The organism is Pseudomonas cavernicola, assembly GCF_003596405.1.
GTDB classification, from domain to species: Bacteria; Pseudomonadota; Gammaproteobacteria; order Pseudomonadales; family Pseudomonadaceae; genus Aquipseudomonas; species Aquipseudomonas cavernicola.
This window is the reverse complement of the sequence record NZ_QYUR01000002.1, coordinates 600,413-624,607: the sequence shown is the minus strand read 5'-3', so window position 1 is coordinate 624,607 and position 24,195 is coordinate 600,413. Positions and strand designations below refer to the sequence as shown.

Annotated in this window: 20 protein-coding genes and 1 pseudogene; 13 read left to right on the top strand and 8 right to left on the bottom strand. The window is 62.4% G+C overall.

Features of this window, described 5'->3' with window-relative positions:
• Nucleotides 1-103: 103 nt before the first annotated feature.
• The 3 genes from rarD to D3879_RS03260 all read right to left on the bottom strand — a co-directional run bounded on the left by rarD (nucleotide 104) and on the right by D3879_RS03260 (nucleotide 3,006).
• Complete coding sequence (rarD, locus tag D3879_RS03270) at nucleotides 104-1,009, bottom strand: EamA family transporter RarD (protein ID WP_119952661.1); 906 nt, start codon at nucleotides 1,007-1,009, stop codon at nucleotides 104-106.
• Nucleotides 1,010-1,163: 154 nt separating this feature from the next.
• Nucleotides 1,164-2,138 carry a serine/threonine protein kinase gene (locus tag D3879_RS03265; RefSeq protein WP_119952660.1) on the bottom strand — a complete coding sequence of 325 codons (975 nt, stop codon included), beginning with the start codon at nucleotides 2,136-2,138 and terminating at the stop codon, nucleotides 1,164-1,166.
• A 130-nt stretch (nucleotides 2,139-2,268) separates the two neighbouring features.
• Nucleotides 2,269-3,006, bottom strand: coding sequence for a ComF family protein (locus tag D3879_RS03260; RefSeq protein ID WP_119952659.1), 738 nt, complete (start codon nucleotides 3,004-3,006; stop codon nucleotides 2,269-2,271).
• Nucleotides 3,007-3,086: 80 nt separating this feature from the next.
• Between D3879_RS03260 and bioB the strand changes: the two genes are divergently transcribed.
• The 10 genes from bioB (at nucleotide 3,087) to D3879_RS03205 (ending at nucleotide 15,963) form a co-directional block, all read left to right on the top strand.
• Entirely contained in the window at nucleotides 3,087-4,145 is a 1,059-nt protein-coding gene (gene bioB, locus D3879_RS03255; protein ID WP_119952658.1) for a biotin synthase BioB, read from the top strand.
• Nucleotides 4,146-4,279: 134 nt separating this feature from the next.
• Nucleotides 4,280-5,470 carry an 8-amino-7-oxononanoate synthase gene (bioF, locus tag D3879_RS03250; protein ID WP_119952657.1) on the top strand — a complete coding sequence of 397 codons (1,191 nt, stop codon included), beginning with the start codon at nucleotides 4,280-4,282 and terminating at the stop codon, nucleotides 5,468-5,470.
• A complete protein-coding gene (locus tag D3879_RS03245) occupies nucleotides 5,463-6,194 on the top strand; it encodes an alpha/beta fold hydrolase (protein ID WP_119952656.1) in 732 nt (243 codons plus the stop codon). The genes bioF and D3879_RS03245 overlap by 8 nt, the downstream gene beginning before the upstream one ends.
• On the top strand, nucleotides 6,187-6,999 hold the full coding sequence (bioC, locus tag D3879_RS03240; RefSeq protein WP_119952655.1) for a malonyl-ACP O-methyltransferase BioC: 813 nt from the start codon (nucleotides 6,187-6,189) through the stop codon (nucleotides 6,997-6,999). Before D3879_RS03245 ends, bioC begins: the two co-directional genes overlap by 8 nt.
• 1 nt (nucleotide 7,000) lies before the next feature.
• Nucleotides 7,001-7,690: a dethiobiotin synthase gene (gene bioD, locus D3879_RS03235; protein WP_119952654.1), complete on the top strand. Its 690-nt coding sequence runs from the start codon at nucleotides 7,001-7,003 to the stop codon at nucleotides 7,688-7,690.
• A 95-nt stretch (nucleotides 7,691-7,785) separates the two neighbouring features.
• Nucleotides 7,786-8,055, top strand: a complete 270-nt coding sequence (locus D3879_RS03230) for a hypothetical protein (protein ID WP_119952653.1) — start codon at nucleotides 7,786-7,788, stop codon at nucleotides 8,053-8,055.
• A 723-nt stretch (nucleotides 8,056-8,778) separates the two neighbouring features.
• Nucleotides 8,779-10,584 carry a phenylacyl-CoA dehydrogenase gene (locus tag D3879_RS03220; RefSeq protein WP_119952651.1) on the top strand — a complete coding sequence of 602 codons (1,806 nt, stop codon included), beginning with the start codon at nucleotides 8,779-8,781 and terminating at the stop codon, nucleotides 10,582-10,584.
• A gap of 201 nt (nucleotides 10,585-10,785) precedes the next feature.
• Nucleotides 10,786-12,078, top strand: coding sequence for a GGDEF domain-containing protein (locus D3879_RS03215; protein WP_119952650.1), 1,293 nt, complete (start codon nucleotides 10,786-10,788; stop codon nucleotides 12,076-12,078).
• A gap of 121 nt (nucleotides 12,079-12,199) precedes the next feature.
• On the top strand, nucleotides 12,200-13,996 hold the full coding sequence (locus D3879_RS03210; RefSeq protein WP_119952649.1) for an acyl-CoA dehydrogenase C-terminal domain-containing protein: 1,797 nt from the start codon (nucleotides 12,200-12,202) through the stop codon (nucleotides 13,994-13,996).
• 188 nt (nucleotides 13,997-14,184) lie between these two features.
• A complete protein-coding gene (locus D3879_RS03205) occupies nucleotides 14,185-15,963 on the top strand; it encodes an acyl-CoA dehydrogenase C-terminal domain-containing protein (RefSeq protein WP_119952648.1) in 1,779 nt (592 codons plus the stop codon).
• A 135-nt stretch (nucleotides 15,964-16,098) separates the two neighbouring features.
• On the opposite strand, the gene D3879_RS03200 is transcribed toward D3879_RS03205, so the two are convergent.
• From D3879_RS03200 to D3879_RS03190, 3 genes are all read right to left on the bottom strand, one after another.
• Nucleotides 16,099-16,758, bottom strand: coding sequence for an endonuclease (locus D3879_RS03200; protein WP_119952647.1), 660 nt, complete (start codon nucleotides 16,756-16,758; stop codon nucleotides 16,099-16,101).
• A gap of 523 nt (nucleotides 16,759-17,281) precedes the next feature.
• Entirely contained in the window at nucleotides 17,282-17,842 is a 561-nt protein-coding gene (locus tag D3879_RS03195; protein WP_119952646.1) for an NADPH-dependent FMN reductase, read from the bottom strand.
• A gap of 170 nt (nucleotides 17,843-18,012) precedes the next feature.
• Nucleotides 18,013-18,909, bottom strand: coding sequence for a LysR family transcriptional regulator (locus D3879_RS03190; protein ID WP_119952645.1), 897 nt, complete (start codon nucleotides 18,907-18,909; stop codon nucleotides 18,013-18,015).
• A 120-nt stretch (nucleotides 18,910-19,029) separates the two neighbouring features.
• Here D3879_RS03190 and D3879_RS03185 point away from each other — a divergent pair, with 120 nt between their 5' ends.
• Together D3879_RS03185 and speB are read left to right on the top strand one after the other, a co-directional pair.
• Nucleotides 19,030-20,109, top strand: a complete 1,080-nt coding sequence (locus D3879_RS03185) for a polyamine ABC transporter substrate-binding protein (RefSeq protein ID WP_119952644.1) — start codon at nucleotides 19,030-19,032, stop codon at nucleotides 20,107-20,109.
• Nucleotides 20,110-20,119: 10 nt separating this feature from the next.
• A complete protein-coding gene (gene speB / locus D3879_RS03180; protein WP_119952643.1) occupies nucleotides 20,120-21,085 on the top strand; it encodes an agmatinase in 966 nt (321 codons plus the stop codon).
• A 95-nt stretch (nucleotides 21,086-21,180) separates the two neighbouring features.
• Here the strand turns inward: speB and phnX are convergent, their stop codons facing one another.
• Nucleotides 21,181-22,008 carry a phosphonoacetaldehyde hydrolase gene (gene phnX / locus D3879_RS03175; RefSeq protein WP_119952642.1) on the bottom strand — a complete coding sequence of 276 codons (828 nt, stop codon included), beginning with the start codon at nucleotides 22,006-22,008 and terminating at the stop codon, nucleotides 21,181-21,183.
• 60 nt (nucleotides 22,009-22,068) lie between these two features.
• A complete protein-coding gene (locus tag D3879_RS03170; RefSeq protein ID WP_119952641.1) occupies nucleotides 22,069-23,193 on the bottom strand; it encodes a 2-aminoethylphosphonate--pyruvate transaminase in 1,125 nt (374 codons plus the stop codon).
• A gap of 133 nt (nucleotides 23,194-23,326) precedes the next feature.
• Here D3879_RS03170 and D3879_RS03165 point away from each other — a divergent pair.
• Nucleotides 23,327-24,189: pseudogene (locus D3879_RS03165) on the top strand (LysR substrate-binding domain-containing protein).
• Nucleotides 24,190-24,195: the final 6 nt, after the last annotated feature.

Sequence of the window (24,195 nt, the reverse complement as noted above, 5' to 3'; positions counted from 1 at the left end):
ACCCTACGGCTTGGCTCAACGCGGCCCACAGCAGGTCGAGCATTTTTTGCTCTGGTCGCGCTACGAGGGCTGTCTCTGCCTGCGCGCAGTTTCGTAGGGTGGGTTAGGCCGAGGGCCGTAACCCACCATTGCGCCGCAGATTGAACCAGGCATCGATGCTGTACAGCAGTAACCCCGCCCAGATAAAGCCGAAGGCTGCCAGCGTGCTGGGGGTCAGGTGCTCGCCGAATAGGAACACCGCCTGCAGCAGCACCAAGGTCGGCGCCAGGTACTGCAGAAAACCCAAGGTGGTGTAAGGCAGGTGGCGGGCGGCGGCGTTGAAGCAAACCAGCGGCACCAGGGTGATCGGCCCGGCCGCGGCAAGCCAGAGCGCCTGCGAGGTGGTCCAGAAACTCGCCTGGCTGCTCGCCGCTGTGGGGTTCAGCAGTAGCCAGCCGACAGCCAGCGGCACCAGCATCCAGGTCTCCACAACCAAGCCTGGCAGCGCCGCGACCGGCGCCTGCTTGCGAATCAGCCCGTAGAACCCGAAAGAAAAGGCCAGCACCAGCGACACCCAGGGCAGGCTGCCGACTTGCCAGACCTGTTGCGCCACTCCAATCGCTGCGAGGGCGACGGCCAGCCATTGCAGCGGACGCAGGCGTTCGCGCAGCAGAAACAGGCCCAGTAGTACGTTGATCAGCGGGTTGATGTAGTAGCCGAGGCTGGCTTCCAGCATGCGGCCGTTATTCACCGCCCAGACATAGGTCAACCAGTTCACGGCGATCAGCGTGCCGCTGGCGGCCAGCACGGCGAAGCGCCGCGGGTTGTTGCGCAGCTCGGCCAGCCAGCCTGGATGCTTCCAGACCAGCAACAGCAAAGCTCCGCAGAGCGCCGACCAGAGCACGCGATGGACGATGATCTCGAGCGCCGGCACCTGGGCGATGGCTTTGAAATAGAGCGGGAAAAGGCCCCAGATGCTGTAGGCGGTGAGGCCGAGGATGTACCCGCGGCGCGGGTTGGCGGCGTGCATGCTGAGTCCTTGCTTAGGCAGCTAACGAGTTCGTCGGCCATTCTAAGGTCGCTCAGTCGACCTGTCTGTTAGTTCAGGTTTTTCTTCGTTGGATAAAATACGCAAGTCGTAAGGTTAGCTTTACAGCAACGGTTGGTTGCGCTGCGGGCACGATTTAGAACAGCCGCAGCGGCTCTTCGTTGAGCGCCGCCAGCTGTTCGCGCAGCACCAGCACCTGCTCGCCCCAATAGCGCTCGCTGCCGAACCAGGGAAAGCTGTGGGGGAAGGCAGGGTCGTCCCAGCGACGCGCCAGCCAGGCGCTGTAGTGCACCAGACGGAGGGAGCGCAGGCCTTCGATCAGCGGCAGCTCGCGCGGATTGAAATCGTGGAACTCCTGGTAGCCATCCATCAGTTCGGAGAGCTGGCCCAGGCGTTCCTGGCGGTCACCGGCGAGCATCATCCACAGATCCTGCACCGCCGGGCCCATGCGGCAGTCATCGAGGTCGACGATATGGAATACCTCGTCGCGACACATCATGTTGCCCGGGTGGCAGTCGCCGTGCATGCGGATCGCCTGATAGGGCGTCGCGGCATACAGTTCTTCGACGCGCTTGAGCAGGTCGCGGGCGACCGACTCATAGGCCGGTAGCAGGCTGCGAGGGACGAAGTTGCCTTCCAGCAATGTGCTCAGCGAATCATGGCCAAAGTTCTGAACCGCCAGTTCTTCGCGGTGTTCGAAGGGCTTGGTCGCGCCCACCGCATGCAGGCGGCCGAGTAGCTGACCGAGGCGATAGAGCTGATCGAGATTGCCCGGTTCCGGCGCGCGGCCGCCGCGGCGGGGGAACAGGGTGAAGCGAAAGCCGGCGTGTTCGAACAGCGTCTGGCCATTGTGTATGAGCGGCGCCACCACCGGAACGTCGCACTCGGCCAGTTCGAAAGTGAAGCTGTGCTCCTCGAGGATCGCCGCATTGCTCCAGCGCGCCGGCCGGTAGAACTTGGCGATCAGCGGTTCGCCGTCCTCGATACCCACCTGATACACGCGGTTCTCGTAGCTGTTCAGCGCCAGCACGCGGGCGTCGCTGATAAAGCCAATGCTCTCGACGGCATCGAGTACAAGGTCGGGAGTGAGCGCGGCGAAGGGGTGGGTCATGGGGCAATCCAGACAGCGGGGCGTACCAGTGTACGCCCACAAGCCAGGTGGCCGCCGATTGTGCGTGCCAGCACGGTGAGAAAAACCGACGCACTAGGTTGGGTAGAGCCGCCTTTTGGTGAAACCCAGCTTACCCATCGCCGGGTTTCGGCGTACGCGCCAGGCAATACACATCGACTCGCGTGGCACCGGCTTTTTTCAGCAGGCGGGCGAGGCGTTCGGCGGTGGCGCCGGTCGTCAGCACATCGTCGACCAGCGCCAAATGGCGACCTTTGATCGCGGCGTGATTGGCCAGGGCAAAGGCATGGCGCAGATTGCGTTTGCGCGCGGCAGCATCGAGTTTCTGCTGTGCCGGGGTGTCGTGGGTGCGCAGCAGCCAGCCTTCCGCCAGGGGCAGTTGCAGACTCTGGCTGAGCCAGCGGGCCAGCATCGCCGCCTGATTGAAGCCGCGCTGGCGCAAGCGCCGATTGGCCAGTGGCACTGGTAGCAGGAGGTCCGGGCGAGGGAGGCCTTGATCGAAAGAATTGAGCAGATGCTGTGACAAAAGCTCGGCCAGCAGGCGTCCCAATGGCCACTTGGCCTGATGTTTGAACCGCGTGATCAGCGTATCGACAGGAAATGCATAGCGCCAGGGCACTTCGACGCGGCTAAAACTTGGCGGGCGCTGCAGGCATTCTCCACAAACGAGACCGGAGGTCGGCAAAGGCAGCGCGCAGATGAGGCAGTGCCCGCCGAGCCAGGGTAGTTCCGTCTCGCAACTGCTGCAGAGGGGGACAAGGGTGTCCGCAGGCTCGTCACACAGCAAGCAAGACTGTTTGTTTTTTAACCAGATGTAAACCGGCTTTCTGCTACCTGGTTGACAGCGCATATCGCTTCCTTAACTATGCCGAACATCCGTGTCGCGCCTGTGGACTTTAGCAGGTGCAAGCTACTAGTAAGGAACACCGAATGAGCGCCACTACTACCCCTAACCTGCGTCACGACTGGTCCCTCGCCGAGGTTAAGGCGCTCTTCGAGCAGCCGTTCAACGACCTGTTGTTCCAGGCACAGACCGTGCACCGCGCGCATTTCGATGCCAATCGCGTGCAAGTCTCGACCTTGCTGTCGATCAAGACCGGCGCCTGCCCGGAAGACTGCAAGTACTGCCCGCAGTCCGGCCACTACAACACCGGGCTGGAAAAAGAAAAGCTGATGGAAGTGCAGAAAGTCCTGCAAGCCGCCGCCGAGGCCAAGGCCATCGGCTCGACGCGTTTCTGCATGGGCGCCGCCTGGAAGCACCCATCGGCGAAAGACATGCCCTACGTGCTGGAAATGGTCAAAGGCGTGAAGGCGCTGGGCCTGGAAACCTGCATGACCCTCGGCCGCCTGGACCAGGAGCAGACCGCTGCCCTGGCCACTGCCGGCCTCGACTACTACAACCACAACCTGGATACCTCGCCAGAGTTCTACGGCAGCATCATCACCACCCGTACCTACAGCGAGCGTTTGCAAACCCTGGCTTACGTGCGCGATGCAGGGATGAAGATCTGCTCCGGCGGCATCCTCGGCATGGGCGAGTCGCTGGACGACCGCGCCGGCCTGCTGATTCAGTTGGCTAACCTGCCGGAGCATCCGGAATCGGTGCCGATCAACATGCTGGTGAAGGTCCAGGGCACGCCGCTGGAGAATGCCGAGGATGTCGATCCGTTCGACTTCATTCGCATGCTCGCCGTGGCCCGCATCCTGATGCCCATGTCGCACGTACGGCTGTCCGCCGGCCGTGAGGCGATGAACGAACAGATGCAGGCCTTGGCCTTCTTCGCCGGCGCCAACTCGATTTTCTACGGCGAGAAACTGCTGACCACCGCCAACCCCCAAGCGGACAAGGATATGCAGCTGTTCAGACGCCTCGGGATCAAGCCGGAAGAGCGCGAAGAGCATTCCGATGAGGTGCACCAGGCCGCGATCGAACAGGCCCTGGTCGAGCAGAAGAGCAGCGAGCTGTTCTACGACGCCACCTCGGCTTGAAACGGTCAGCTCCCTCTCCCGTTGCGGGAGAGGGTTGGGGAGAGGGCTCACGGATCTCTGCGGTCCGGCCCTCTCCCCCAACCCCTCTCCCGTTTCGGGAGAGGGGAGTCATATCTCCTTTACACCGAGCTGCCATGAGCTTCGACCTCGCCGCCCGTCTCGCCGCCCGCCACGCAGACAATCTGTATCGCCAGCGGCCACTGCTGGAAAGCCCGCAAGGCCCGCTGGTCATGGTCGATGGCCGGTCCATGTTGGCGTTCTGCAGCAACGATTACCTGGGCTTGGCCAATCACCCAGAGGTGATCGCCGCCTGGCGTGCCGGTGCCGCGCGCTGGGGCGTCGGTGGCGGCGCTTCGCACCTGGTGATCGGCCACAGCACTCCGCACCATGAACTGGAAGAAGCCTTGGCCGAGTTCACCGGGCGGCCCAAGGCACTGCTGTTTTCCACCGGCTATATGGCCAACCTCGGCGCCGTTACGGCGTTGGTCGGGCAGGGCGATACGGTGCTGGAAGACCGTCTCAATCACGCCTCCTTATTGGATGCTGGCTTGCTCAGCGGCGCGCGTTTTTCACGTTACCTGCATAACGATGCGGCGAGCCTCGCCAGCCGCCTGGAGAAAGCCAGCGGCAACACCCTGGTGGTGACCGACGGCGTATTCAGCATGGACGGCGATCTGGCCGATCTGCCGGCGCTGGCGGCTGCGGCAAAAGCTCGGGACGCCTGGTTGCTGGTCGATGATGCCCACGGCTTTGGCCCGCTGGGCGCCAATGGCGGCGGGATCGTCGAACACTTCGGCCTGGGGCTGGAGGATGTGCAGGTTCTGGTCGGCACCCTCGGCAAGGCCTTCGGTACGGCGGGCGCGTTCGTCGCCGGTAGCGAGGAGTTGATCGAAACGCTGATCCAGTTTGCTCGGCCCTACATCTACACCACCAGCCAGCCACCGGCGCTGGCCTGTGCCACGCTGAAAAGCCTTGAACTGCTGCGCACGGAAAGTTGGCGGCGGGCGCATCTGGCCACGCTGATTCAGCAATTTCGCGCGGGGGCGCACAGCATCGGCCTGCAATTGATGGACAGCTTCACGCCGATCCAGCCGATCCTGATCGGCGACAGCGGTCGTGCGCTGCGCTTGTCGCAGATGCTCCGTGAGCGCGGCTTGCTGGTTACCGCGATCCGCCCGCCAACGGTGCCGGCCGGCAGCGCGCGCCTGCGGGTTACCCTCTCGGCCGCCCATAGCGAGGCGCAGCTGCAGCTATTGTTAGAGGCACTGGCCGAATGCTGGCCGCGCTTAGGTGCAGAAGAACCTGCGGAGATTGCCAATGCGTAATCGTCTGATTCTATTGCCCGGCTGGGGCCTGGGTAGCGCACCGCTGGAGCCCCTGGCTGCGGCCCTGCAAGGCTTGGATGAGCGCCTGCGGGTGCAGATCGAACCGCTGCCGACCTCAGGCTCCAGCGATCCTGCCGACTGGCTGGACGAGTTGGACGCCAACCTGCCGGAAGACGTTTGGCTCGGTGGTTGGTCATTCGGCGGTATGCTCGCCGCCGAATTGGCCGCTCGCCGCGCTGATCGCTGCTGCGGCCTGCTGACCCTGGCCAGCAATGCCTGTTTCGTCGCCCGCGACGATTGGCCGAGCGCCATGTCCAAGGCCAACTTTGGCGCCTTCCGCGAGGGCTGTGTGGTCGATGCGGATACCACCCTGAAACGCTTCAGTCTGCTCAGCGCCCAAGGCGCGGCAGAGGCCCGCAGCCTGGCACGGCTGCTCGCCGGTGGGGCTCCGCACACGGCGGCCACGGCTCTGCTGCAGGGCTTGGACGTGCTCGCCGCCCTGGATACCCGCGGCGCTTTGCAAGCCTTCCGAGGCCCGCAGTTGCACCTGTTTGCCGGCGCCGATGCGCTGGTGCCGGGCGAGGCGGCCGGTGCGCTACTGGCGTTGCTGCCGGATATCGAAATCGGCTTGATCGAACAGGCCAGCCACGCGTTTGTCGTCGAGCGCCCGCATGAAGTGGCGGCGGCCATCCAGGCTTTTTTGCACGAGTCTGGCGATGACTGATCTCGCCCATTCCCCGGTGCTTGGCGCGTTACCGGACAAGCGCCAGGTCGCCGCTTCCTTTTCCCGCGCGGCGGAGAGCTACGACAGTGTGGCTGAGTTGCAACGCGCGGTCGGCGCGCAACTGTTGGCGCGTTTGCCGCCTGCGCAGCCGGTGCAAGCTTGGCTGGATCTGGGCTGTGGTACCGGGCATTTCAGCCGGGCGTTGGCGCAGCGGTTTCCGTCCGCGCAGGGTGCGGCGCTGGATATTGCCGAGGGTATGCTCCGGCATGCGCGGCCTTTGGGTGGCGCCCAGCAGTTCATCGCTGGCGATGCCGAGCGGCTGCCACTCCGGGCGCAGAGCCGCGATCTGCTGTTCTCCAGCCTGGCGGTGCAATGGTGCGCGGATTTCGCCGCGGTATTAGCCGAAGCCGAACGGGTTTTACAGCCGGGCGGCCTGTTTGCGTTCAGCAGCCTGTGTGTCGGCACGCTGCAGGAATTGCGCGATAGCTGGCAGGCGGTGGATGGCTTGGTCCACGTCAATCGCTTCCGCCAGTTTGCCGATTACCAGCGCTTGTGTGCCGCCAGCGGTTTACGCGTGCTGAACCTGGAGACCCTGCCGGAGGTTCTGTATTACCCGGATGTGCGCAGCTTGACCCACGAGCTGAAAGCCTTGGGTGCGCACAACCTGAATCCCGGCCGCCCCGGCGGCCTGACGGGGCGTGCGCGGATTCTCGCGCTGATCGACGCCTATGAAGGTTTTCGTCAGCCCCAGGGGCTGCCGGCGACCTATCAAGTGGTCTATGCCGTCTTGCAGAAAGAGCACTGAAATGACTGCGGTCTTTTTTATTGCCGGCACCGATACCGAAGTCGGTAAGACCACCATCGCCGCGGGTTTGCTGCATGCGGCGCGGTTGGCCGGGCTGAGTACGGCGGCGGCCAAGCCGGTGGCGTCCGGCTGTAGCGCCAGCAGCGAGGGCCTGCGCAACGAAGATGCGCTGGCGCTGCTCGGCGAATGCTCGCTGCCGTTGAGTTACGCCGAGGTCAATCCCTGGGCTTTCGCTCCTGCTATCGCCCCGCACCTGGCGGCGCGCGAGGCGGGGGTGACGCTCAATGTCGAAGCGTTGCGCGGACCGGTGCAGCATATTCTCGCGAAAGCTGCGGATTTCACCCTGGTGGAAGGCGCGGGTGGCTGGCGCGTGCCATTGGCCGGGCAGGAGTTGCTGTCAGATCTGCCGATCGCACTCGATTTGCCGGTGATTCTGGTGGTCGGTGTCCGGCTGGGCTGTATCAATCATGCGTTGTTGACCGCGGAAGCCATCCAGCGGGACGGCCTGAGCTTGGCCGGTTGGGTGGCGAATATCGTCGACCCGGCCACTTCGCGCTTGGAAGAGAATCTCGCAACACTCGCCGAGCGCTTGCCGGCGCCGTGCCTGGGGCGGGTGCCACGTCTGGCCAGTGCCACGCCAGCGGCGGTGGCGGAGCACTTGAATCTGGCGTTATTGGGTTTGGCGCTATAAACAGGGGCCTGCCGGTAGCCTTTTGTGGATACTTTTTTTCGGCGTTACCTGCTTCAATTACCCCAATGAATCATCCCACCTGTGCGGAGCGCAGTATGCAAATCTCGGGTAATGCTTTTAGTGCTGGGCTGAGTACCTTGCAATCCGGGCAGCAGCGCATCGATCAAGCGGCGAGCGGGATCGCAAGTAATGCGCTGCCACGCCCCGAGCGTGCAGCGGACAGCAGCCAGCCAGCGGCGAGTTCTGTCGATCTGGCCAGCAGCTTGACGGAGCTCCAGGTGGGCAAGGTCGAGGCTCAGGCGGGGGCCAAAGTCATCAAAACTGCCGATGAAATGCTCGGTACGCTGATCGACACCCGCGCTTAGGTTTTCGCTCGACCGCGCAGGTTTGGGAGAGAAACCACATTTGTAGGAGCGGGCCATGCCCGCGAAACTCGTAAGCCTGTGTTCGCTAGCAGAGCTAGCTCCTACAAAGAGCGGCGGTGGCGCAGTAGCCTGGCAACAACGCCAATTCGTAGGAGCGAGCTCTGCTCGCGAAGCTCAGCTTTTCGCGGGCATGGCCCGCTCCGAAGGCGAGGAGGGCTTCGCTAGCCATCGCTAGCGCTACGCCTTAGGTTGCATCCCTACCGCCTTCACTGCCTGCCTGCTCTGGCTGGTCTGATGTTTTCCCCCGAACGTGTTCGCCCTTCCAGCCCGTTGCCGGCGCAGGCGCCAGTTGCTTTGCAGTGAACTGCGGACAGGCCTCCCGGCATAAGCCCATCAATTCGCCTCAAGTTACGCGGCCCGTCCGTCCGCCCGCTGCTGCTGAAAGCTGCGAATTTGGCTGTGCGGCGCGAGCCTGACCTGCGCGCAGTATCGCGGACACCTAAACTGAATCTAGAGCGCTTCCGTTGAGATGACGCGCTTGCTTCGCGAGTTGCTTGCGCAACCGGCGACCGGTGCTTGACAAGGGTGGGACGTAAACGTATGTTTCAAACGCCTGTTTGATTGCTGGGCCGCATCCTAGCTGCCGGGCAATCGGGAGAGATCCCGTAAGCGACCGAAAATACGGTCACCCAATCTAGGAACCCACCGTAGAGGTTTACCGCTATGCCTGATTACAAGGCCCCCTTGCGTGATATCCGTTTCGTACGTGACGAACTGCTCGGCTACGAAGCGCATTATCAGAGCCTGCCGGCTTGCCAAGACGCTACTCCGGACATGGTCAACGCCATTCTCGAGGAAGGCGCCAAGTTTTGTGAGCAGGTGCTGGCGCCGCTGAACCGTGTGGGTGACACCGAAGGTTGCACCTGGAGCGAGTCCGGCGTTAAGACCCCGACTGGTTTCAAGGAAGCGTACAAACAGTTCGTCGAAGGCGGCTGGCCGAGCCTGGCGCATGCCGTCGATCACGGTGGCCAAGGCCTGCCGGAATCCCTCGGCCTTGCCATCAGCGAAATGGTTGGCGAGTCCAACTGGTCGTGGGGCATGTACCCAGGCCTGTCCCACGGTGCGATGAACACGATTTCTGAGCACGGCACCGCTGATCAGCAACACACCTACCTGACCAAGCTGGTTTCCGGTGAGTGGACTGGCACCATGTGCCTGACCGAGCCGCATTGCGGCACCGATCTGGGCATGCTGCGCACTAAAGCCGAACCGCAAGCGGATGGCTCCTACAAAGTTTCCGGCACCAAGATTTTCATCTCCGCCGGTGAGCACGACATGGCCGATAACATCGTCCACATCGTCCTGGCTCGCCTGCCCGATGCGCCGCAAGGCACCAAAGGTATCTCGCTGTTCATCGTGCCGAAGTTCCTGCCGAACGCCGATGGCAGCGTTGGTGCGCACAACGCTGTGTCCTGTGGTTCGATCGAACACAAGATGGGGATCCACGGTAACGCTACTTGCGTAATGAACTTCGACGGTGCCACTGGCTACCTGATCGGTCCAGCGAACAAAGGCCTGAACTGCATGTTCACCTTTATGAACACCGCTCGCCTGGGTACCGCACTGCAAGGTCTGGCCCACGCCGAAATCGGCTTCCAGGGCGGCCTGAAATACGCTCGTGAGCGTCTGCAAATGCGTTCGCTGACTGGCCCGAAAGCGCCGGACAAAGCGGCAGACCCGATCATCGTGCATCCGGACGTGCGCCGTATGCTGCTGACCATGAAGGCTTTTGCCGAAGGCAACCGGGCGATGGTGTACTTCACTGCCAAGCAGGTCGACATCGTCAAGTACAGCCAGGACGAAGAGCAGAAGAAGCAAGCTGACGCCCTGCTGGCGTTCCTGACTCCTATTGCCAAAGCGTTCATGACCGAAGTCGGCTTCGAAGCAGCCAACCACGGCGTTCAGATCTATGGCGGCCACGGCTTCATCGCCGAGTGGGGCATGGAGCAGAACGTTCGCGACAGCCGTATCTCCATGCTGTACGAAGGCACCACTGGCATTCAGGCCCTCGACCTGCTCGGTCGTAAAGTGCTGCAAACCCAAGGCGAAGCGCTGAAAGGCTTCACCAAGATCGTCCACAAGTTCTGCCAGAACAACGAAGCCAACGCTGCTGTCGCAGAGTTCGTGGCTCCGTTGGCCAAGCTGAACAAAGAGTGGGGCGAGCTGACCATGAAGGTCGGTATGGCGGCGATGAAAGACCGCGAAGAAGTCGGTGCCGCTTCGGTGGATTACCTGATGTATTCCGGTTACACCTGCCTGGCCTACTTCTGGGCGGACATGGCCCGTCTGGCGGCTGAGAAACTGGCCGAGGGCACTGCGGAAGAAGCCTTCTACAAAGCTAAGCTGCAGACCGCGCGCTTCTACTTCCAGCGCATCCTGCCGCGCACTCGTGCTCACGTAGAGGCAATGCTGTCCGGCGCCAACAACCTGATGGACATGGACGAAGAACACTTCGACCTGGGTTACTAAGTCGTAATCTGACTTCGGCGCAGAAGAATGCCGTTCACCCTCGAGGGTGAGCGGCATTTTTTTGCCTGCGCTTTTTGTAGGCGCGAACTCGATTCGCGGGCCTATTGATGAATTTGCGCCTGGAACGAGTGCCGAATCCAGCGTAAGCAGGCAAAATGCCAGCTACGGTCTGCCCAGTCCGTCAGCCTCTGGAATTTTGTCTTGTCTCGGTTCAAAGCGGTGCGTCTCAGTCATTTTCTGCCGTCGCTGCTGTTACTGTGCGGTGGGATGGCGGCTGCCAGCCTGAATACGCTGAACGAGTTTTTCACTTCGCTGTTCAACGTGTTGCCGAGCCTGTTGCTGACGCTGGGCGGTGCTTTCTGTCTGATCTATGCCCGCCAGCGGGAGTTGTTCCTGCTGCTGGTGGTGTACCTCGCGTACTTCTTGCTCGACACCCAGACCGATTTTTACCATGCGCATGGCCAGGCCCGGCCTGACGCCGCGTTGGTCTTTCATCTCTGTAGCCTGCTGCTGCCCTTGCTCTATGGCCTGTATGCGGCGTGGCTGGAGCGGACTCACCTGTTGCGCGACCTGATTGCCCGTGCGGCCGTGCTGTTCGCGGTCGGCGGTGTCGCGCTGGCGCTGGCGCAGCGTTATCCCGATGGCCTGCTGGCGTGGCTGACGCAAATCCGTTGGCCGGCCCTGCATGCCGACTGGATGAGCATGATTCAACTGGCCTATCCGGTATTCCTGCTCGCCTTCGGGGTACTGCTGGTACAGTACCTGCGCCATCCGCGGCCGCTGCATGCCGCGCAACTGGTGGGGTTGCTCGGGCTGTGCTGGATGCTGCCAAAAACCTTCCTGCTGCCGCATGTGCTGAACGTGATGAGCAGCCAGGTGATGCTGATTCTGGTCGCGGCGGTGGCCCACGAGGCCTATCAGATGGCCTTTCGCGATGAGCTGACCGGTCTGCCCGGCCGCCGCGCGCTGAGCGAGCGTTTGCCACGGCTGGGGCGCAACTACGTGATCGCCATGGCTGACGTCGATCATTTCAAGCAATTCAACGACACCCACGGCCACGATGTCGGCGACCAGGTGCTGCGCGTGGTCGCCAGCCAACTGCGCAAGATTGGCGGGGGCGGCAAGGCGTACCGCTACGGTGGCGAGGAGTTCACCTTGGTGTTTTCGGGCAAGACCCTGGAGGAATGCCGACCGCACCTTGAGGCTGTGCGCCAGGCGATTGAAGCCTACAGCGTGCAACTGCGCGACAAAGGCAGCCGGCCGCAGAATGATCGGCGTGGCCGGCAAAAGCGCGCTGGCGCCGCGGCGAGCAGCGTCTCGGTAACGGTGAGTATCGGTGTGGCGGAGAAAGAGAGCGATCAGCGCACCCCGGAAGAGGTAATCAAGGCCGCCGATCAGGCGCTCTACGCGGCCAAGGGCGCCGGCCGCAACTGCGTGATGGTGCACGGGCAGAACCGCCGCGGGGCGGTGCGCGTCGCGACCACCGGTGAGTGAGCTGCCGGGCGCTTATAGCGGCGCATTCAGCGTCTGCACGGTGATTGTTCTCGGCTAGCTGTCAGCAGTAGCGTGATCGACTTGACGAGGCTTCCTGCGTACCTGCTGACGGAGAACTACCATGCCTGACTACAAGGCTCCCCTGCGCGACATGCGCTTTCTGATCGACGAAGTCTTTGATTTTCACGCCAGTTACGCCGCGCTGGGCGCGAGCGATGCGACGCCGGACATGGTCAATGCGATCCTCGAAGAAGGCGCCAAGTTCTGCGAGCAGGTGCTGGCGCCGCTGAATCGCTCCGGCGATGAGGAAGAATGCCAGTTCAACAACGGCGAGGTGTCTACCCCAAAAGGCTTCAAAGAAGCCTTCGCCCAGTATGCCGAAGGTGGCTGGATGAGTCTGGCTGCCGACCCGAACTATGGCGGCCAGGGGCTGCCGCACTCGTTGGGCCTGCTGATCAGTGAAATGGTCGGTGCCAGCAACACCTCCTGGGGCATGTACCCGGGTCTGACGCAGGGCGCGATGTCGGCGATCCATGCCCACGGGACGGAAGAGCAGAAACAGGCCTACCTGACGCGCATGACCGCCGGCCGCTGGACCGGCACCATGTGCCTGACCGAAGCGCATTGCGGCACCGATCTCGGCATCATCAAGACTCGCGCCGTGCCCCAGGCCGATGGCAGTTACGCGGTCTCCGGCAGCAAGATCTTCATCTCCGCCGGCGAGCACGACATGAGCGAGAACATTGTCCATCTGGTGCTGGCCAAGTTGCCTGATGCGCCGGCTGGCACCAAGGGTATTTCGCTGTTTATCGTGCCGAAGTTCCTGCCCGATGCGCAGGGTGAGGCGGGCGCACGCAACGCCGTGTCCTGTGGTTCGATCGAACACAAGATGGGCATCAAGGCCTCGGCCACCTGCGTGATCAACTTCGATAACGCCAAGGGCTTTTTGATCGGCGAGGCCAATAAAGGCCTCAACTGCATGTTCACCATGATGAACCACGCACGCCTGGGCACCGGCATGCAGGGGCTTTGTCTAGGTGAGACGAGCTTCCAGGGCGCGATCAAATACGCCAACGAGCGCTTGCAGATGCGCGCACTGACCGGGCCAAAGGCGCCGGACAAAGCGGCCGACCCGATCATCGTGCATCCCGATGTACGGCGCATGCTGCTGACCATGAAGGCCTTCAACGAAGGTAATCGAGCACTGGCCTACTTTACCGCGCAATTGCTGGATGTCGCCCACAGCAGTGACAGCGACGCACAACGCCAGGAGGCCGAAAACCTGTTGGCCTTCCTCACGCCGATCTGCAAGGCCTTTATGACCGAGACCGGCCTGGAGGTGACCAACCATGGCATGCAGGTGTTCGGCGGCCATGGTTTTATCCGCGAGTGGGGCATGGAACAGCTGGTGCGCGACTGCCGCATCGCGCCGATCTACGAGGGCACCAATGGCATCCAGGCGCTCGATTTGCTCGGCCGCAAGGTCCTCGGTAGTCAGGGCAAGCTGCTGCGCGGCTTCACCAAGATCGTCCACAGGTTCTGCGAAGCGCAGGCGCAGCACCCGCAGCTCAGCGGCTATGTGGCCCAGTTGGCGACGCTGAACAAGGAGTGGGGCGAACTGACCCAGAAGGTCGGCATGGCGGCAATCAAGAACCCGGACGAGGTCGGCGCCGCCGCCCTGGATTACCTGATGTACTCTGGCTACATCATCCTCGGTTATTTCTGGCTGCGGATGGCTGTGGTCGCCCAGGGCCGACTCAGTGCTGGCGGCGGCGAAGCGGCGTACTACCGGGCCAAGCTGGCGACCTGTGAGTTCTACTTCAAACGTCTGCTGCCGCGGACTGCCGCGCATCAGGCCGCGGTAGAGGCGGGGAGTGATTGCCTGATGCAGTTGCCGGCCGAGCAGTTCGCGCTCTGACAGACGGTTAATAAGCCTGCAAGGCCCGCCATTCGGCGGGCCTTTTTGTCAGTGTTGCACGGTGACTTATATATGACTTTTTGGTCACAACGCGACTCTATGTGTCTTAAAAGTTGTTCAGGTAAACTCCAAAGCCTGCGTCATACCGGCCAGCAGGCCGCTCCGTTGGATCGTTCGAGGATCGCCACATGGCAGACTACAAAGCACCCCTGCGCGATATGCGCTTCGTCCTCAATGAAGTATTCGAGGTCGCTAAACTCTGGGCTGAATTGCCTGCCCTGGCGGAAACCGTCGATGCCGATACCGCCGAGGCGATCCTCGAAGAGGCCGGCAAGGTCACCGCGAAAACCATCGCCCCGCTGAATCGCAGCGGCGACGAAGAAGGCTGCCGCTGGAGCAACACAGCAGTCAGCACCCCGGTAGGTTTCCCCGAGGCTTACAAAATCTACGGTGAAGGCGGCTGGGTAGGTGTGGGCGGCGACCCGAACTACGGTGGTATGGGCATGCCGAAAGTCCTCGGCGCGCAAGTGGAAGAAATGCTCAATGCGGCCAACCTGTCGTTTGGCCTGTACCCGATGCTGACCGCCGGCGCCTGCCTGTCGATCAACGCGCATGCCAGCGAAGAGCTTAAACAAACCTACCTGCCGAACATGTATGCCGGGGTTTGGGCTGGCTCTATGTGCCTGACCGAGCCGCACTCCGGCACCGATCTGGGCATCATCCGCACCAAAGCCGAGCCGCAGGCGGACGGCTCCTACAAGGTCAGCGGCACCAAGATCTTCATCACCGGTGGCGAGCACGACCTGACCGAGAACATCATCCACCTGGTGCTGGCCAAGCTGCCGGATGCACCGGCTGGCTCGAAAGGCATCTCGCTGTTCCTGGTGCCGAAATTCATGGTCAATGCCGATGGCAGCCTGGGCGAACGCAATGCCGTTACCTGCGGCTCGATCGAACACAAGATGGGCATCCAGGGTTCCTCGACCTGTGTGATGAACTTCGACGGCGCCATCGGTTACATCATCGATGGGCCGAACAAGGGCCTGGCGGCGATGTTCACCATGATGAACTATGAGCGTCTGGGCGTCGGTATCCAGGGCTTGGCGGCAGGTGAGCGTTCCTACCAGAACGCCATCGAATACGCCCGCGATCGTCTGCAGAGCCGCGCGCCGACCGGCCCAGTGGCGAAAGACAAGGTGGCGGACCCGATCATCGTGCATCCGGACGTGCGCCGGATGCTGCTGACCATGAAGGCGCTGAACGAAGGTGGGCGTGCGTTCTCCACTTACGTCGCCATGCAGCTGGACACCGCCAAGTTCAGCGAAGACCCGACTACCCACAGGCGTGCGGCAGAACTGGTGGCGCTGCTGACGCCGATTGCCAAGGCTTTCCTCACCGACCTCGGCCTGGAAACCACCGTGCACGGCCAGCAAGTATTCGGCGGTCACGGCTTTATCCGCGAGTGGGGCCAGGAGCAGCTGGTGCGCGACGTGCGTATCACCCAGATCTACGAAGGCACCAACGGCATTCAGGCGCTCGATCTGGTCGGTCGCAAGATCGTTGGCAGCGGCGGCGCGTTCTACAAGCACTTCGCGGACGAGATCAAGGCTTTTGCCGGCAGCGCCAGCGCTGAACTGGCCGAGTTCGTCGAGCCGCTGCAAGCTGCTGTGGCGAACCTCGACGATTTGACCGCTTGGCTGCTGCACAGCGCCAAAGGCAATCCGAACGAGATCGGTGCGGCTTCGGTCGAGTACCTGCATGTGTTCGGCTACACCGCTTATGCCTACATGTGGGCACTGATGGCCAAAGCGGCGCTGGGCAAGGAAACTCAGGACGAGTTCTATGCCAGCAAGCTCGGTACTGCGCGTTTCTACTTCGCCCGCTTGCTGCCGCGTATTCACTCGCTGACGGCTTCGGTCAAGGCCGGTAGCGAGTCGCTGTACCTATTGGATGCCACGCAGTTCTAAGGCTGTCGTAATAGAGAAGCCCCGCAATTGCGGGGCATTTTGTTTTCAGTCCCCTTGCCCTTTTGGGGGGAGGGTTAGGGGGACGGAGGCTGTCAGTAGAACTCAGCTAAAGCTGTTTTCTCCCCGGCCCAGGCTTCACTCCTGAGTCAGCTGGTCGGCCGCAGCCGGGTCGTCGATATAGCGGTTGCGGGTGCCTTGGATCGTCTCGATCTGCGCATTTCGGGCTTTCTCTTGCGCATCCGGTGGGTCCATCTGGTTCCAGCGTTTGTACATCTGCAGTTGGCCGACAATGGGCAGGCCGTACTCGCTGTGCATATAGAAGATGGCTCGTGCCACGTTGCCCTTGGCTTCATCACGAGGCTCGACCAGTTGGAAGCTGGCCTTCAGGTCGCAGCCGATATCGCTGAACTTGCTAGGTACGCTGTCGTCGAGTTCACCGAACAGCGCATTGCGCCGCGCCAGTTCTACCCGGCTCATCTCCGGGTAAATGTTATGCAGATCGGCAAGCATATAGGGGTATTGCGGGTTCGAGACCGTGCACTGGTTGTCGGTGAGGCAACGCATTGCCGATTTGATCTGTTTGCTGCTGTACACCAGGCTGGCGGTGACTTGACCACGTTCGGCGCTGAAGAGGGTGCCGCAATAGAGTGAACTCCCACCGTCCGCGTAGAGCTGTTTCCAGAAGAATTGCTCGACGGCGACTTTGGGATTGGAAAGTTGGTTTTGTCCGCCGGCGAAGGTCGGGGACGCGGCACTCGCCGCTAGACAAGAGAGGGCAATCACAACTGCACGCATGGTCTTGGCCCTTGAACTGCTGTGTCGTGGTCTGTTGTTTTTGTAGGACAAGATGAGTCTAACAAGACCTATGTCACGAAAGAAAGCCAAGCGGACGCTTGGTTGGTTCTGTAAGCCTAAGCTTACAGAACGTGTTGCCGATCGCCGCTATCGCCCCCTACAGTGCGCGGGTACTCTGCTGGCATGGACGTCGCGCAGGAAGCGCCTAGGAAATAACAGGGATACGCTGGATTTCCACCAGGATGGTGGAACGATTACGGATGTCAGGATTCAGTCTGCAAAGCCCCGCCTCGGCGGGGTTTTCTTTTTTCGGCGTCTAGCCGATGCCTCTCGCAACAGACTCTCGAAATACCCACGCACACTCTCGCGCCTAACTCATCACCCTCGACCGATAATGCCCAACAGGGCGCCGCTGGCGTAATGCTCTTTTTGATGGTTCCCACGCTCCGGCGTGGGAACCCCTCTGGGGGCGCTCTGCGTCCGCTGTTGGCAGACGCGGAGCGTGGGAACGATCGGCCGTCACTCAGCCTTTGACGTGCTGCTCCACCCACTGCGCATAAGCGTTGATGAACTTCTGCAGGAACGGCCGGATGCCGTCGCCGAGCATGCCGGCCTCTTCGAAGAAGCTGCCGGCGCCGCCCAGGTAAGCCTCCGGCTGCTGCATCATCGGCACACCGAGGAACACCATGGACTGGCGCAGGTGGTGGTTGGCGCCGAAGCCACCCACCGCCCCCGGCGAGGCGCTGAGCACGGCGCCCGGCTTGTCGCCGAACGCGCTCTGGCCGTAGGGGCGCGAGCCTACGTCAATGGCGTTTTTCATCGGTGCCGGTACCGAACGGTTGTATTCCGGGGTGACGAACAGCAGCGCATCGGCGGCTTTGATCTTGGCGCGGAAGGCGGTGTAGGCGGCCGGTGGCGGGTCGATGTCGATATCTTCGTTGTACAGAGGCAGTTCGCCGATCTCGACGATTTCCAGTTTCAGCGAAGCCGGCGCCAGGTCGGCCATGGCCAGGGCGAGTTTGCGGTTGATGGAGGCCTTGCGCAGGCTGCCGACCAGGACGGCGATGTGGTGAACCTTGCTCATGATGACTCCTTGCACGCTGTGGAGAGGGGCGAACGGAAAAGCCCTGAGCTGAAAACTATAGCTGCGACCGCGTGGAAGGCCGCCTCAGCCGCTTTGTCGTTTTCGGCAATGACGCCCCGCCTTGCTCGGTTTTCAGCAGCCGAAGCGGGCAGCCTGCATCATGATTCTGGCTACTGGCTAAACGCGCCGAGCACATCCTCGACGAAGGCCTGCTGCGCTTCGCTCGGCTGACGACCGCGATGGCTGGCCAAGTGGAATTGCACGGTGTAGCCGAGTTGCTCTGGCAATAGCACCCGCAGGAGCCCACGCGTTTCCCAGGGGCCGGCGATATGCCCGGGCAGGTAGCCGATATGGGCGCCGGAGAGGATGAACGCCAGGCTGCCCTCCACCTGTTCGGTGCGGGCGCTGCTGAGGCTGGACTGGGCGGGTTCGTCGGCACTGATGAAGCGGTAGGGGTGATGCACGCGGTCGCAGCCGTCGAGGTCGACTTTGACGATCTGCTGTCGGCTGAATAACGGATGCCCGCGGCCGCAGTAGAGCAACTGCTCTTCGCTGAACAGCGGTTGGAAATCCAACGCAGTTTGCTTGCCGGAGAAGTAGCCGATGGCCAGGTGCAACTGATCCTGCAGCAGGCGACGTTCCAGTTCGGCCGGCATGGCGCTGATCAGCTCGATCTGCACCGCCTGGTTGCGTTGACGAAAGCGCTGGATGGCGGCGGCAACCCGTTCCAACACCTGCGCGTCGAGGGCTTCGGAGAGGCCGATACTGAGCTCGCCGAGCAGTTTATCGGCCATGCCCTGGGCTTCGCCTTTGAAGGTTTCGATGGCGGCGAACAGCTTGCGCGTGGCCAGTAACACCTCGTCGCCCTTGGGTGTCAGGCGAAAGCCGGCCTTGCCGCGTTCGCACAGGCGGAAACCCAGCCGCGTCTCCAGCTTGGCCATCTGCGTGCTGATGGTCGACTGGCCAATCCCCAGTTCGCCTTGCGCCGCGCTAAAGCCGCCGCACTCCACCACGCTGACGAACAGCCGCAGCAGTTGCAGGTCGAGGTCGCGGACTTGGCTGAGCATGGCGGCTCCAAACATTTATGGAAGTGAATGCCAAAGTAGCACACTTCATATTTATCAGAAGCGAGGCACGCCGCAGGATGGGCTCGGCAAAACAAAAAGCACCCGATGAGGATTTCTATCATGCGCATGGCCCTCTGGCCCTTACTGCTCTGCTGCGTGCTGCCCGTGCACGCGGAAGACAAGGCCCTGAACCTCTACAGTTGGTCCGCCTATATCCCGGAGCAGGCGCTCAAGAGCTTTAAGGAGGAGACCGGCATCAGTGTCAAATACGACATCTTCGACAGCGCCGAGGCGTTAGACAGCAAACTGCTCACCGGCGGCAGCGGCTACGACGTGGTGTTCCCGGCCTCCAGCGGGCTGGCGCGGGCGATCAAGGCCAAGGCCGTGCAACCGGTCGAACAGGCGCAACTGAAGCATTACGCTAACCTCGACCCTGAGCTGCTGGCCAAGCTGGCCAGCGCCGATCCGGGCAACCGCTACGGCGTGCCCTATACCTGGGGCACGGTCGGTCTGGGCCTCAATAAAGAGGCGGTGACGAAGCGCATTCCCGACGCGCCGCTGAACAGCCTCGATCTGCTGTTCAAACCGGAATATGCAAGCAAGCTCAAGGACTGCGGCATCGCCGTGCTGGATTCGCCGCAGGAAGTGATCAGCATCGCCCTCAATTACCTTGGCCACGACCCTTACAGTACCGACGCGGCCGAGCTGAAACAGGTGCAACAACTGCTCACCGAGCTGCAGCCGAACCTGCGCTATGTCGGTACCGGCCGGCATATCGATGACCTGGCCAAGGGCGAAATCTGCCTGGCGCTGACCTATAACGGTGACGCCGCCATGGCCGCCGCCCGCGCTAGCGAGGCGAAGCAGCCGTTCGAGGTGCTCTATCGCATCCCGCGTGAAGGCACGCTGATCTGGTTCGACACCATGGCGATCCCGGTGGACGCACCGCACCCGCAGGCCGCGCTCGCCTTCATCGACTATATGCTGCGCCCGGAGGCCATCGCCGAGCTGACCAACAGCGTGTTCTTCGCCAACGCCAACAGCGCCGCCACCCCGCTGGTCGACCCGGCCGTGAGTGGCGATCCCGACATCTATCCGCCGCAGGAAGTGCGCGCACGGTTGTTCAGCGAGCAGTTGCTGTCGCTGCGCACGCAGCGCGACCGCACGCGCATCTGGACCAGTTTCCGCAGCCAGTATTGAGGAGTTCATCGTGGAAGAGTTTCAGGGTAACGATCTAGCCATCACGCGCGACAGCTTGTACGGCACCTTTTCCGAACCGACCTACGCCGGCGTCACCAGCTTCATGCGCCGGCGCTACACGCGGGACCTGCGCGGCGTCGATCTGGTGGTCAGCGGCGTGCCGTTTGACACCGCTACCACCAATCGCCCAGGAACCCGTTTCGGGCCACGGGCGATCCGCGCCGCCTCGGTGACCAGTGCCTGGGAGCGCCACTATCCCTGGGAGTTCGATCCCTTCGACCATCTGGCGGTGATCGATTACGGCGATTGCAACTTCGACCACGCGCAGCCGCAGCGGACGCCGGCGGCCATCGAGGCGCATGCCGAGCACATCCTCGACGCCGGTTGCGGCATGCTGACCCTGGGCGGTGACCACTTCATCAGCTATCCGCTGTTGAAGGCCCATGCGAAGAAACACGGCGCCCTGTCCCTGGTGCACTTCGATGCGCACAGCGATACCTGGCCGGATGCCGACGACAGCGTGCAGGGGATCAGTCACGGCACCATGTTCTACCACGCCGCTCGCCAGGGCCTGGTGGATCCGGCGCGCTCGGTGCAGATCGGCCTGCGCACCACCAATGATGACGTGATGGGCTTCCAGGTGCTCGACGCCCGGCAGGTGCATCGCAACACGCCGGAGGCCATCGCCGAGCTGATTCGCGCGCGGGTCGGTGATAACCCGGTGTACCTGACCTTCGACATCGACTGCCTTGACCCGGCCTTCGCGCCCGGCACCGGCACGCCGGTCTGCGGTGGTTTGAGTACGCATCAGGCGCTGGAGATTCTGCGTGCGTTGCGCGGCATCAACCTGGTTGGGATGGATGTGGTGGAAGTCTCGCCGCCTTACGACAACGCCGAAGTGACCGCGCTGGCCGGTGCGACCATCGCCATGGAGATGGTTTGCCTGTATGCCGCGCGGCATAAGGCCGATGGCTGATCCGGGGCGCAAGCCGCAAGCCGAATCGGTAAAAAAGAAACCCCAGGTGATGGCTCATCACCTGGGGTTTTGTCGCAAGCGAGTCAAAACAGCGCTTAGCTGGCCTGTGGTACTTCACCTTTGGCCAGGCGCGCATTGATATCGGCGATCACGGCCGGCAGGTCGGTGATGGTGTCGACCAGGTAGTGCGGACGCGAACCTTCGAACAGCTGGTGGATGCGCTTGCGCTCCTGCTCCAGGCGCTCTTTCGGCAGGGCGCGATACTCCTCGTAGGTTAGGCCGAGGGCGTTGCCCGAGCAGACCAGTGCGACGGTCCACATGCCGGCGCGGCGGCCTTCGAGGATGCCCGGTACGGTGTCATCGACCTTCACGCAGGCGGCCACATCGTCGATGCCGAGGGCGATCACGTTAGCCAGGGCCTGGGCCGGCCATGGGCGGCCATTCGGCACTTCGTCGGTGGCGACCACATGATCGGCGACATAGCCGTTGGTGGCGGCCAGTTGCACGACCTTTTCCATCACCTGGGCCGGATAGCCCGAGCACGAACCGATCTTGATGCCCTGTTCGCGCAGCGCCGCGATGGTCTCCAGCGCGCCTGGAATCAAGGCCGAGTGCTTGGCGATTTTCTCGATCTGCAGCGGCATGAAGCGTTCGTAGATGGCGGTGACATCGTCGTCTGTCGGCGCCCGGCCGAACACCTTGCGATAGCGCTCGGTGATCTGCGGCTGATCGCAGAGGGTGCGGATGTGATCCCACTTGCCCATGCCCATCGGCCCGCGCGCTTCGTCGATCGAGACTTGTACATCGAACTCGCCGAAGGCTTCGACGAAGATCTGGGTCGGCGCGAAGGAGCCGAAGTCGACAACGGTACCGGCCCAGTCGAGGACCACGGCTTGTAGTTTTTCAGGGTTCTTGTAGTTCATTTCATCAGTCCTGTAGGCAGTTTTGGCCAATGAGGCCGCAGGTTCACGTACAGCAAAAAATCAGATTTCCACGACTTCCATTTCTTCCAGCACTTCGGCAATCGCGGCGACCGCGGCACGCATACCGCTGTCGTTGACGTGACCGATACAGCCGACCCGGAAGGTCTCGACCTGGGTCAATTTGCCGGGGTAGAGGATGAAGCCCTTGGCTTTCACGCGTTCGTAGAACCCGCGGAACTGGTAGCGCGGGTCACGCGGCGCATGGAAGGTGACGATGATTGGCGCCTGGATCGACTCCGGCAGGAAGCTGCGCAAGCCGAGCTTGGCCATCTCATCGAGCAGGGTCTGGCAGTTCTTCGCGTAGCGCTTCAGGCGCGCCGGCAGCCCGCCCTCGAGGTTGTATTGCAGCAAGGCTTCGTGCAGCGCCGCGACCACGTGAGTCGGCGGGGTGAAGCGCCACTGGCCGGTCTTGGCCATGTAGGTGTATTGGTCATGCAGGTCCATTGCCAGCGAATGGGAGTTGCCGGCCGCCGCGGCCAACGACTCGTTGCGAGCGAAGACGAAACCCATGCCCGGCACGCCTTCCAGGCATTTGCCGGAGGCGGCGATCAGCGCATCGAAGGGCACGGTTTGAGCATCGATCGGCAGCGCGCCGAAGGAGCTCATGGCGTCGATGATCAGGCGTTTGCCATGCCCGGCGATGACCTTGGCGATCTCTTCCAGGGGGTTGAGAATGCCGGTGCTGGTCTCGCAGTGGATCAGCGCCACGTGGGTGATCGCCGGGTCTGCCGCCAGCAGGCGATCGACATCCGCTGCCGTGGTCGGCTCGTCTTCAGCGGTTTCGAAGGTACTGTAACTGCGCCCGAGCACTTCGCAGATTTTCGCCAGGCGTTTGCCGTAGGCACCATTGATCAACACCAGCACTTTGCCGTTGCGCGGCACCAGGGTGCCGATCGCCGCTTCGACGGCGAAGGTACCGCTGCCTTGCAACGGCACGCAGCGGTGGCTGTTGGTGCCATTGACGATGTCCAGCAGTTGGTAGCAGAGGCTGGCGGTCAGCTCATTGAACTTGTCATCCCAGGAGCCCCAGTCGACCATCATCGCTTGGCGGGTCCGCAATGAGGTGGTCAGGGGGCCGGGGGTCAGCAAAATCGGATCAGGCTGCACGGTGGTAATGCTGTTCATGCTGGGTTCCTCAGGATGTACAGGCTCAAGAGCCATCAGGCTGGTGGACGATGCGACGGACATAAATTGAGGTTCGGCTTGTCATCAATCAAATTGTTTGTTGTGATGCCTGCAATAAGTAAGGCCGATAGATATGAACCTATTTCAGCTCCGCGCATTCGACGCCGTCGCCCGTGAAGGCAGCTTCACCCATGCTGCCACGCGCCTGTTCATCAGCCAGCCGGCAGTGACCGGGCATATCAAGGCGCTTGAAGAGCATTATCAGATCACCCTGTTGCGACGAACGGCACGGCGAGTCGAGTTGACGGAGGAGGGGATCAAACTGGCGGCGATCACCCGGGCCATGTTCGGCCTGGCGGAGGAGGCGGAGGCGCTGCTCGACGCCAACCGGCAATTGCTCTCCGGGCGGCTTGAAGTCGCCGCCGATGGCCCGCATCTGGTGATGCCGCTGTTGGCTCGGCTGCGCGCGCAATACCCGGGGATTACCGTCAATCTGCGCTTGGGCAATGCCCAGGAAACCTTGGCCGCGTTGCTCTCCGAGCATGCCGATGTGGCCGTGCTGACCGAGGTGGAGGAGCGCAAGGGCCTGCATCTGCAGCGCCTGAGTGAGTCGCGGATCTGTGCCCTGGTGCCGGCCAAGCAGCCGTGGCTGGAGCGCTCGGCAGGCCTCTCGCTCGCCGAGCTGGATCAGATGATCATGGTGCTCCGCGAGCCGACCTCGATCACCCGCCGGACCTTCAGGCCTGTGCCAGCGCCAAGGTCAGCCCGCGTGTGCTGCTGGAGCTGGACAGTCGCGAGGCGGTCACCGAAGCGGTCGCCGCCGAGCTGGGCATCGGCATCGTCTCCTCGGTTGAGGTCAGCCATGACCCGCGGGTACGGGCGTTGCCGATCGAAGGTCCGGGGCTGGTCAACCAACACATGATCGGCTGCATGGAGCGCCGGCGCGAACTGCGCATCATCAAGGCCTTTTTCAACCTGAGCCGCGTCGTAGATTAGTCCGGG

What these genes read in the sequence shown, in the direction of transcription:
- D3879_RS03230 (WP_119952653.1), top strand. Translation starts at nt 7,786, where the DNA reads ATGCAAATCTCGGGTAATGCTTTTAGTGCTGGGCTGAGTACCTTGCAA.
- D3879_RS03205 (WP_119952648.1), top strand. Translation starts at nt 14,185, where the DNA reads ATGGCAGACTACAAAGCACCCCTGCGCGATATGCGCTTCGTCCTCAAT.
- D3879_RS03170 (WP_119952641.1), bottom strand. Translation starts at nt 23,193, where the DNA reads ATGAACAGCATTACCACCGTGCAGCCTGATCCGATTTTGCTGACCCCC.
- D3879_RS03190 (WP_119952645.1), bottom strand. Translation starts at nt 18,909, where the DNA reads ATGCTCAGCCAAGTCCGCGACCTCGACCTGCAACTGCTGCGGCTGTTC.
- phnX (WP_119952642.1), bottom strand. Translation starts at nt 22,008, where the DNA reads ATGAACTACAAGAACCCTGAAAAACTACAAGCCGTGGTCCTCGACTGG.
- rarD (WP_119952661.1), bottom strand. Translation starts at nt 1,009, where the DNA reads ATGCACGCCGCCAACCCGCGCCGCGGGTACATCCTCGGCCTCACCGCC.
- bioF (WP_119952657.1), top strand. Translation starts at nt 4,280, where the DNA reads ATGAGCTTCGACCTCGCCGCCCGTCTCGCCGCCCGCCACGCAGACAAT.
- bioD (WP_119952654.1), top strand. Translation starts at nt 7,001, where the DNA reads ATGACTGCGGTCTTTTTTATTGCCGGCACCGATACCGAAGTCGGTAAG.
- D3879_RS03265 (WP_119952660.1), bottom strand. Translation starts at nt 2,138, where the DNA reads ATGACCCACCCCTTCGCCGCGCTCACTCCCGACCTTGTACTCGATGCC.
- bioC (WP_119952655.1), top strand. Translation starts at nt 6,187, where the DNA reads ATGACTGATCTCGCCCATTCCCCGGTGCTTGGCGCGTTACCGGACAAG.
- D3879_RS03185 (WP_119952644.1), top strand. Translation starts at nt 19,030, where the DNA reads ATGCGCATGGCCCTCTGGCCCTTACTGCTCTGCTGCGTGCTGCCCGTG.
- D3879_RS03200 (WP_119952647.1), bottom strand. Translation starts at nt 16,758, where the DNA reads ATGCGTGCAGTTGTGATTGCCCTCTCTTGTCTAGCGGCGAGTGCCGCG.
- D3879_RS03260 (WP_119952659.1), bottom strand. Translation starts at nt 3,006, where the DNA reads ATGCGCTGTCAACCAGGTAGCAGAAAGCCGGTTTACATCTGGTTAAAA.
- D3879_RS03220 (WP_119952651.1), top strand. Translation starts at nt 8,779, where the DNA reads ATGCCTGATTACAAGGCCCCCTTGCGTGATATCCGTTTCGTACGTGAC.
- D3879_RS03210 (WP_119952649.1), top strand. Translation starts at nt 12,200, where the DNA reads ATGCCTGACTACAAGGCTCCCCTGCGCGACATGCGCTTTCTGATCGAC.
- D3879_RS03245 (WP_119952656.1), top strand. Translation starts at nt 5,463, where the DNA reads ATGCGTAATCGTCTGATTCTATTGCCCGGCTGGGGCCTGGGTAGCGCA.
- D3879_RS03195 (WP_119952646.1), bottom strand. Translation starts at nt 17,842, where the DNA reads ATGAGCAAGGTTCACCACATCGCCGTCCTGGTCGGCAGCCTGCGCAAG.
- bioB (WP_119952658.1), top strand. Translation starts at nt 3,087, where the DNA reads ATGAGCGCCACTACTACCCCTAACCTGCGTCACGACTGGTCCCTCGCC.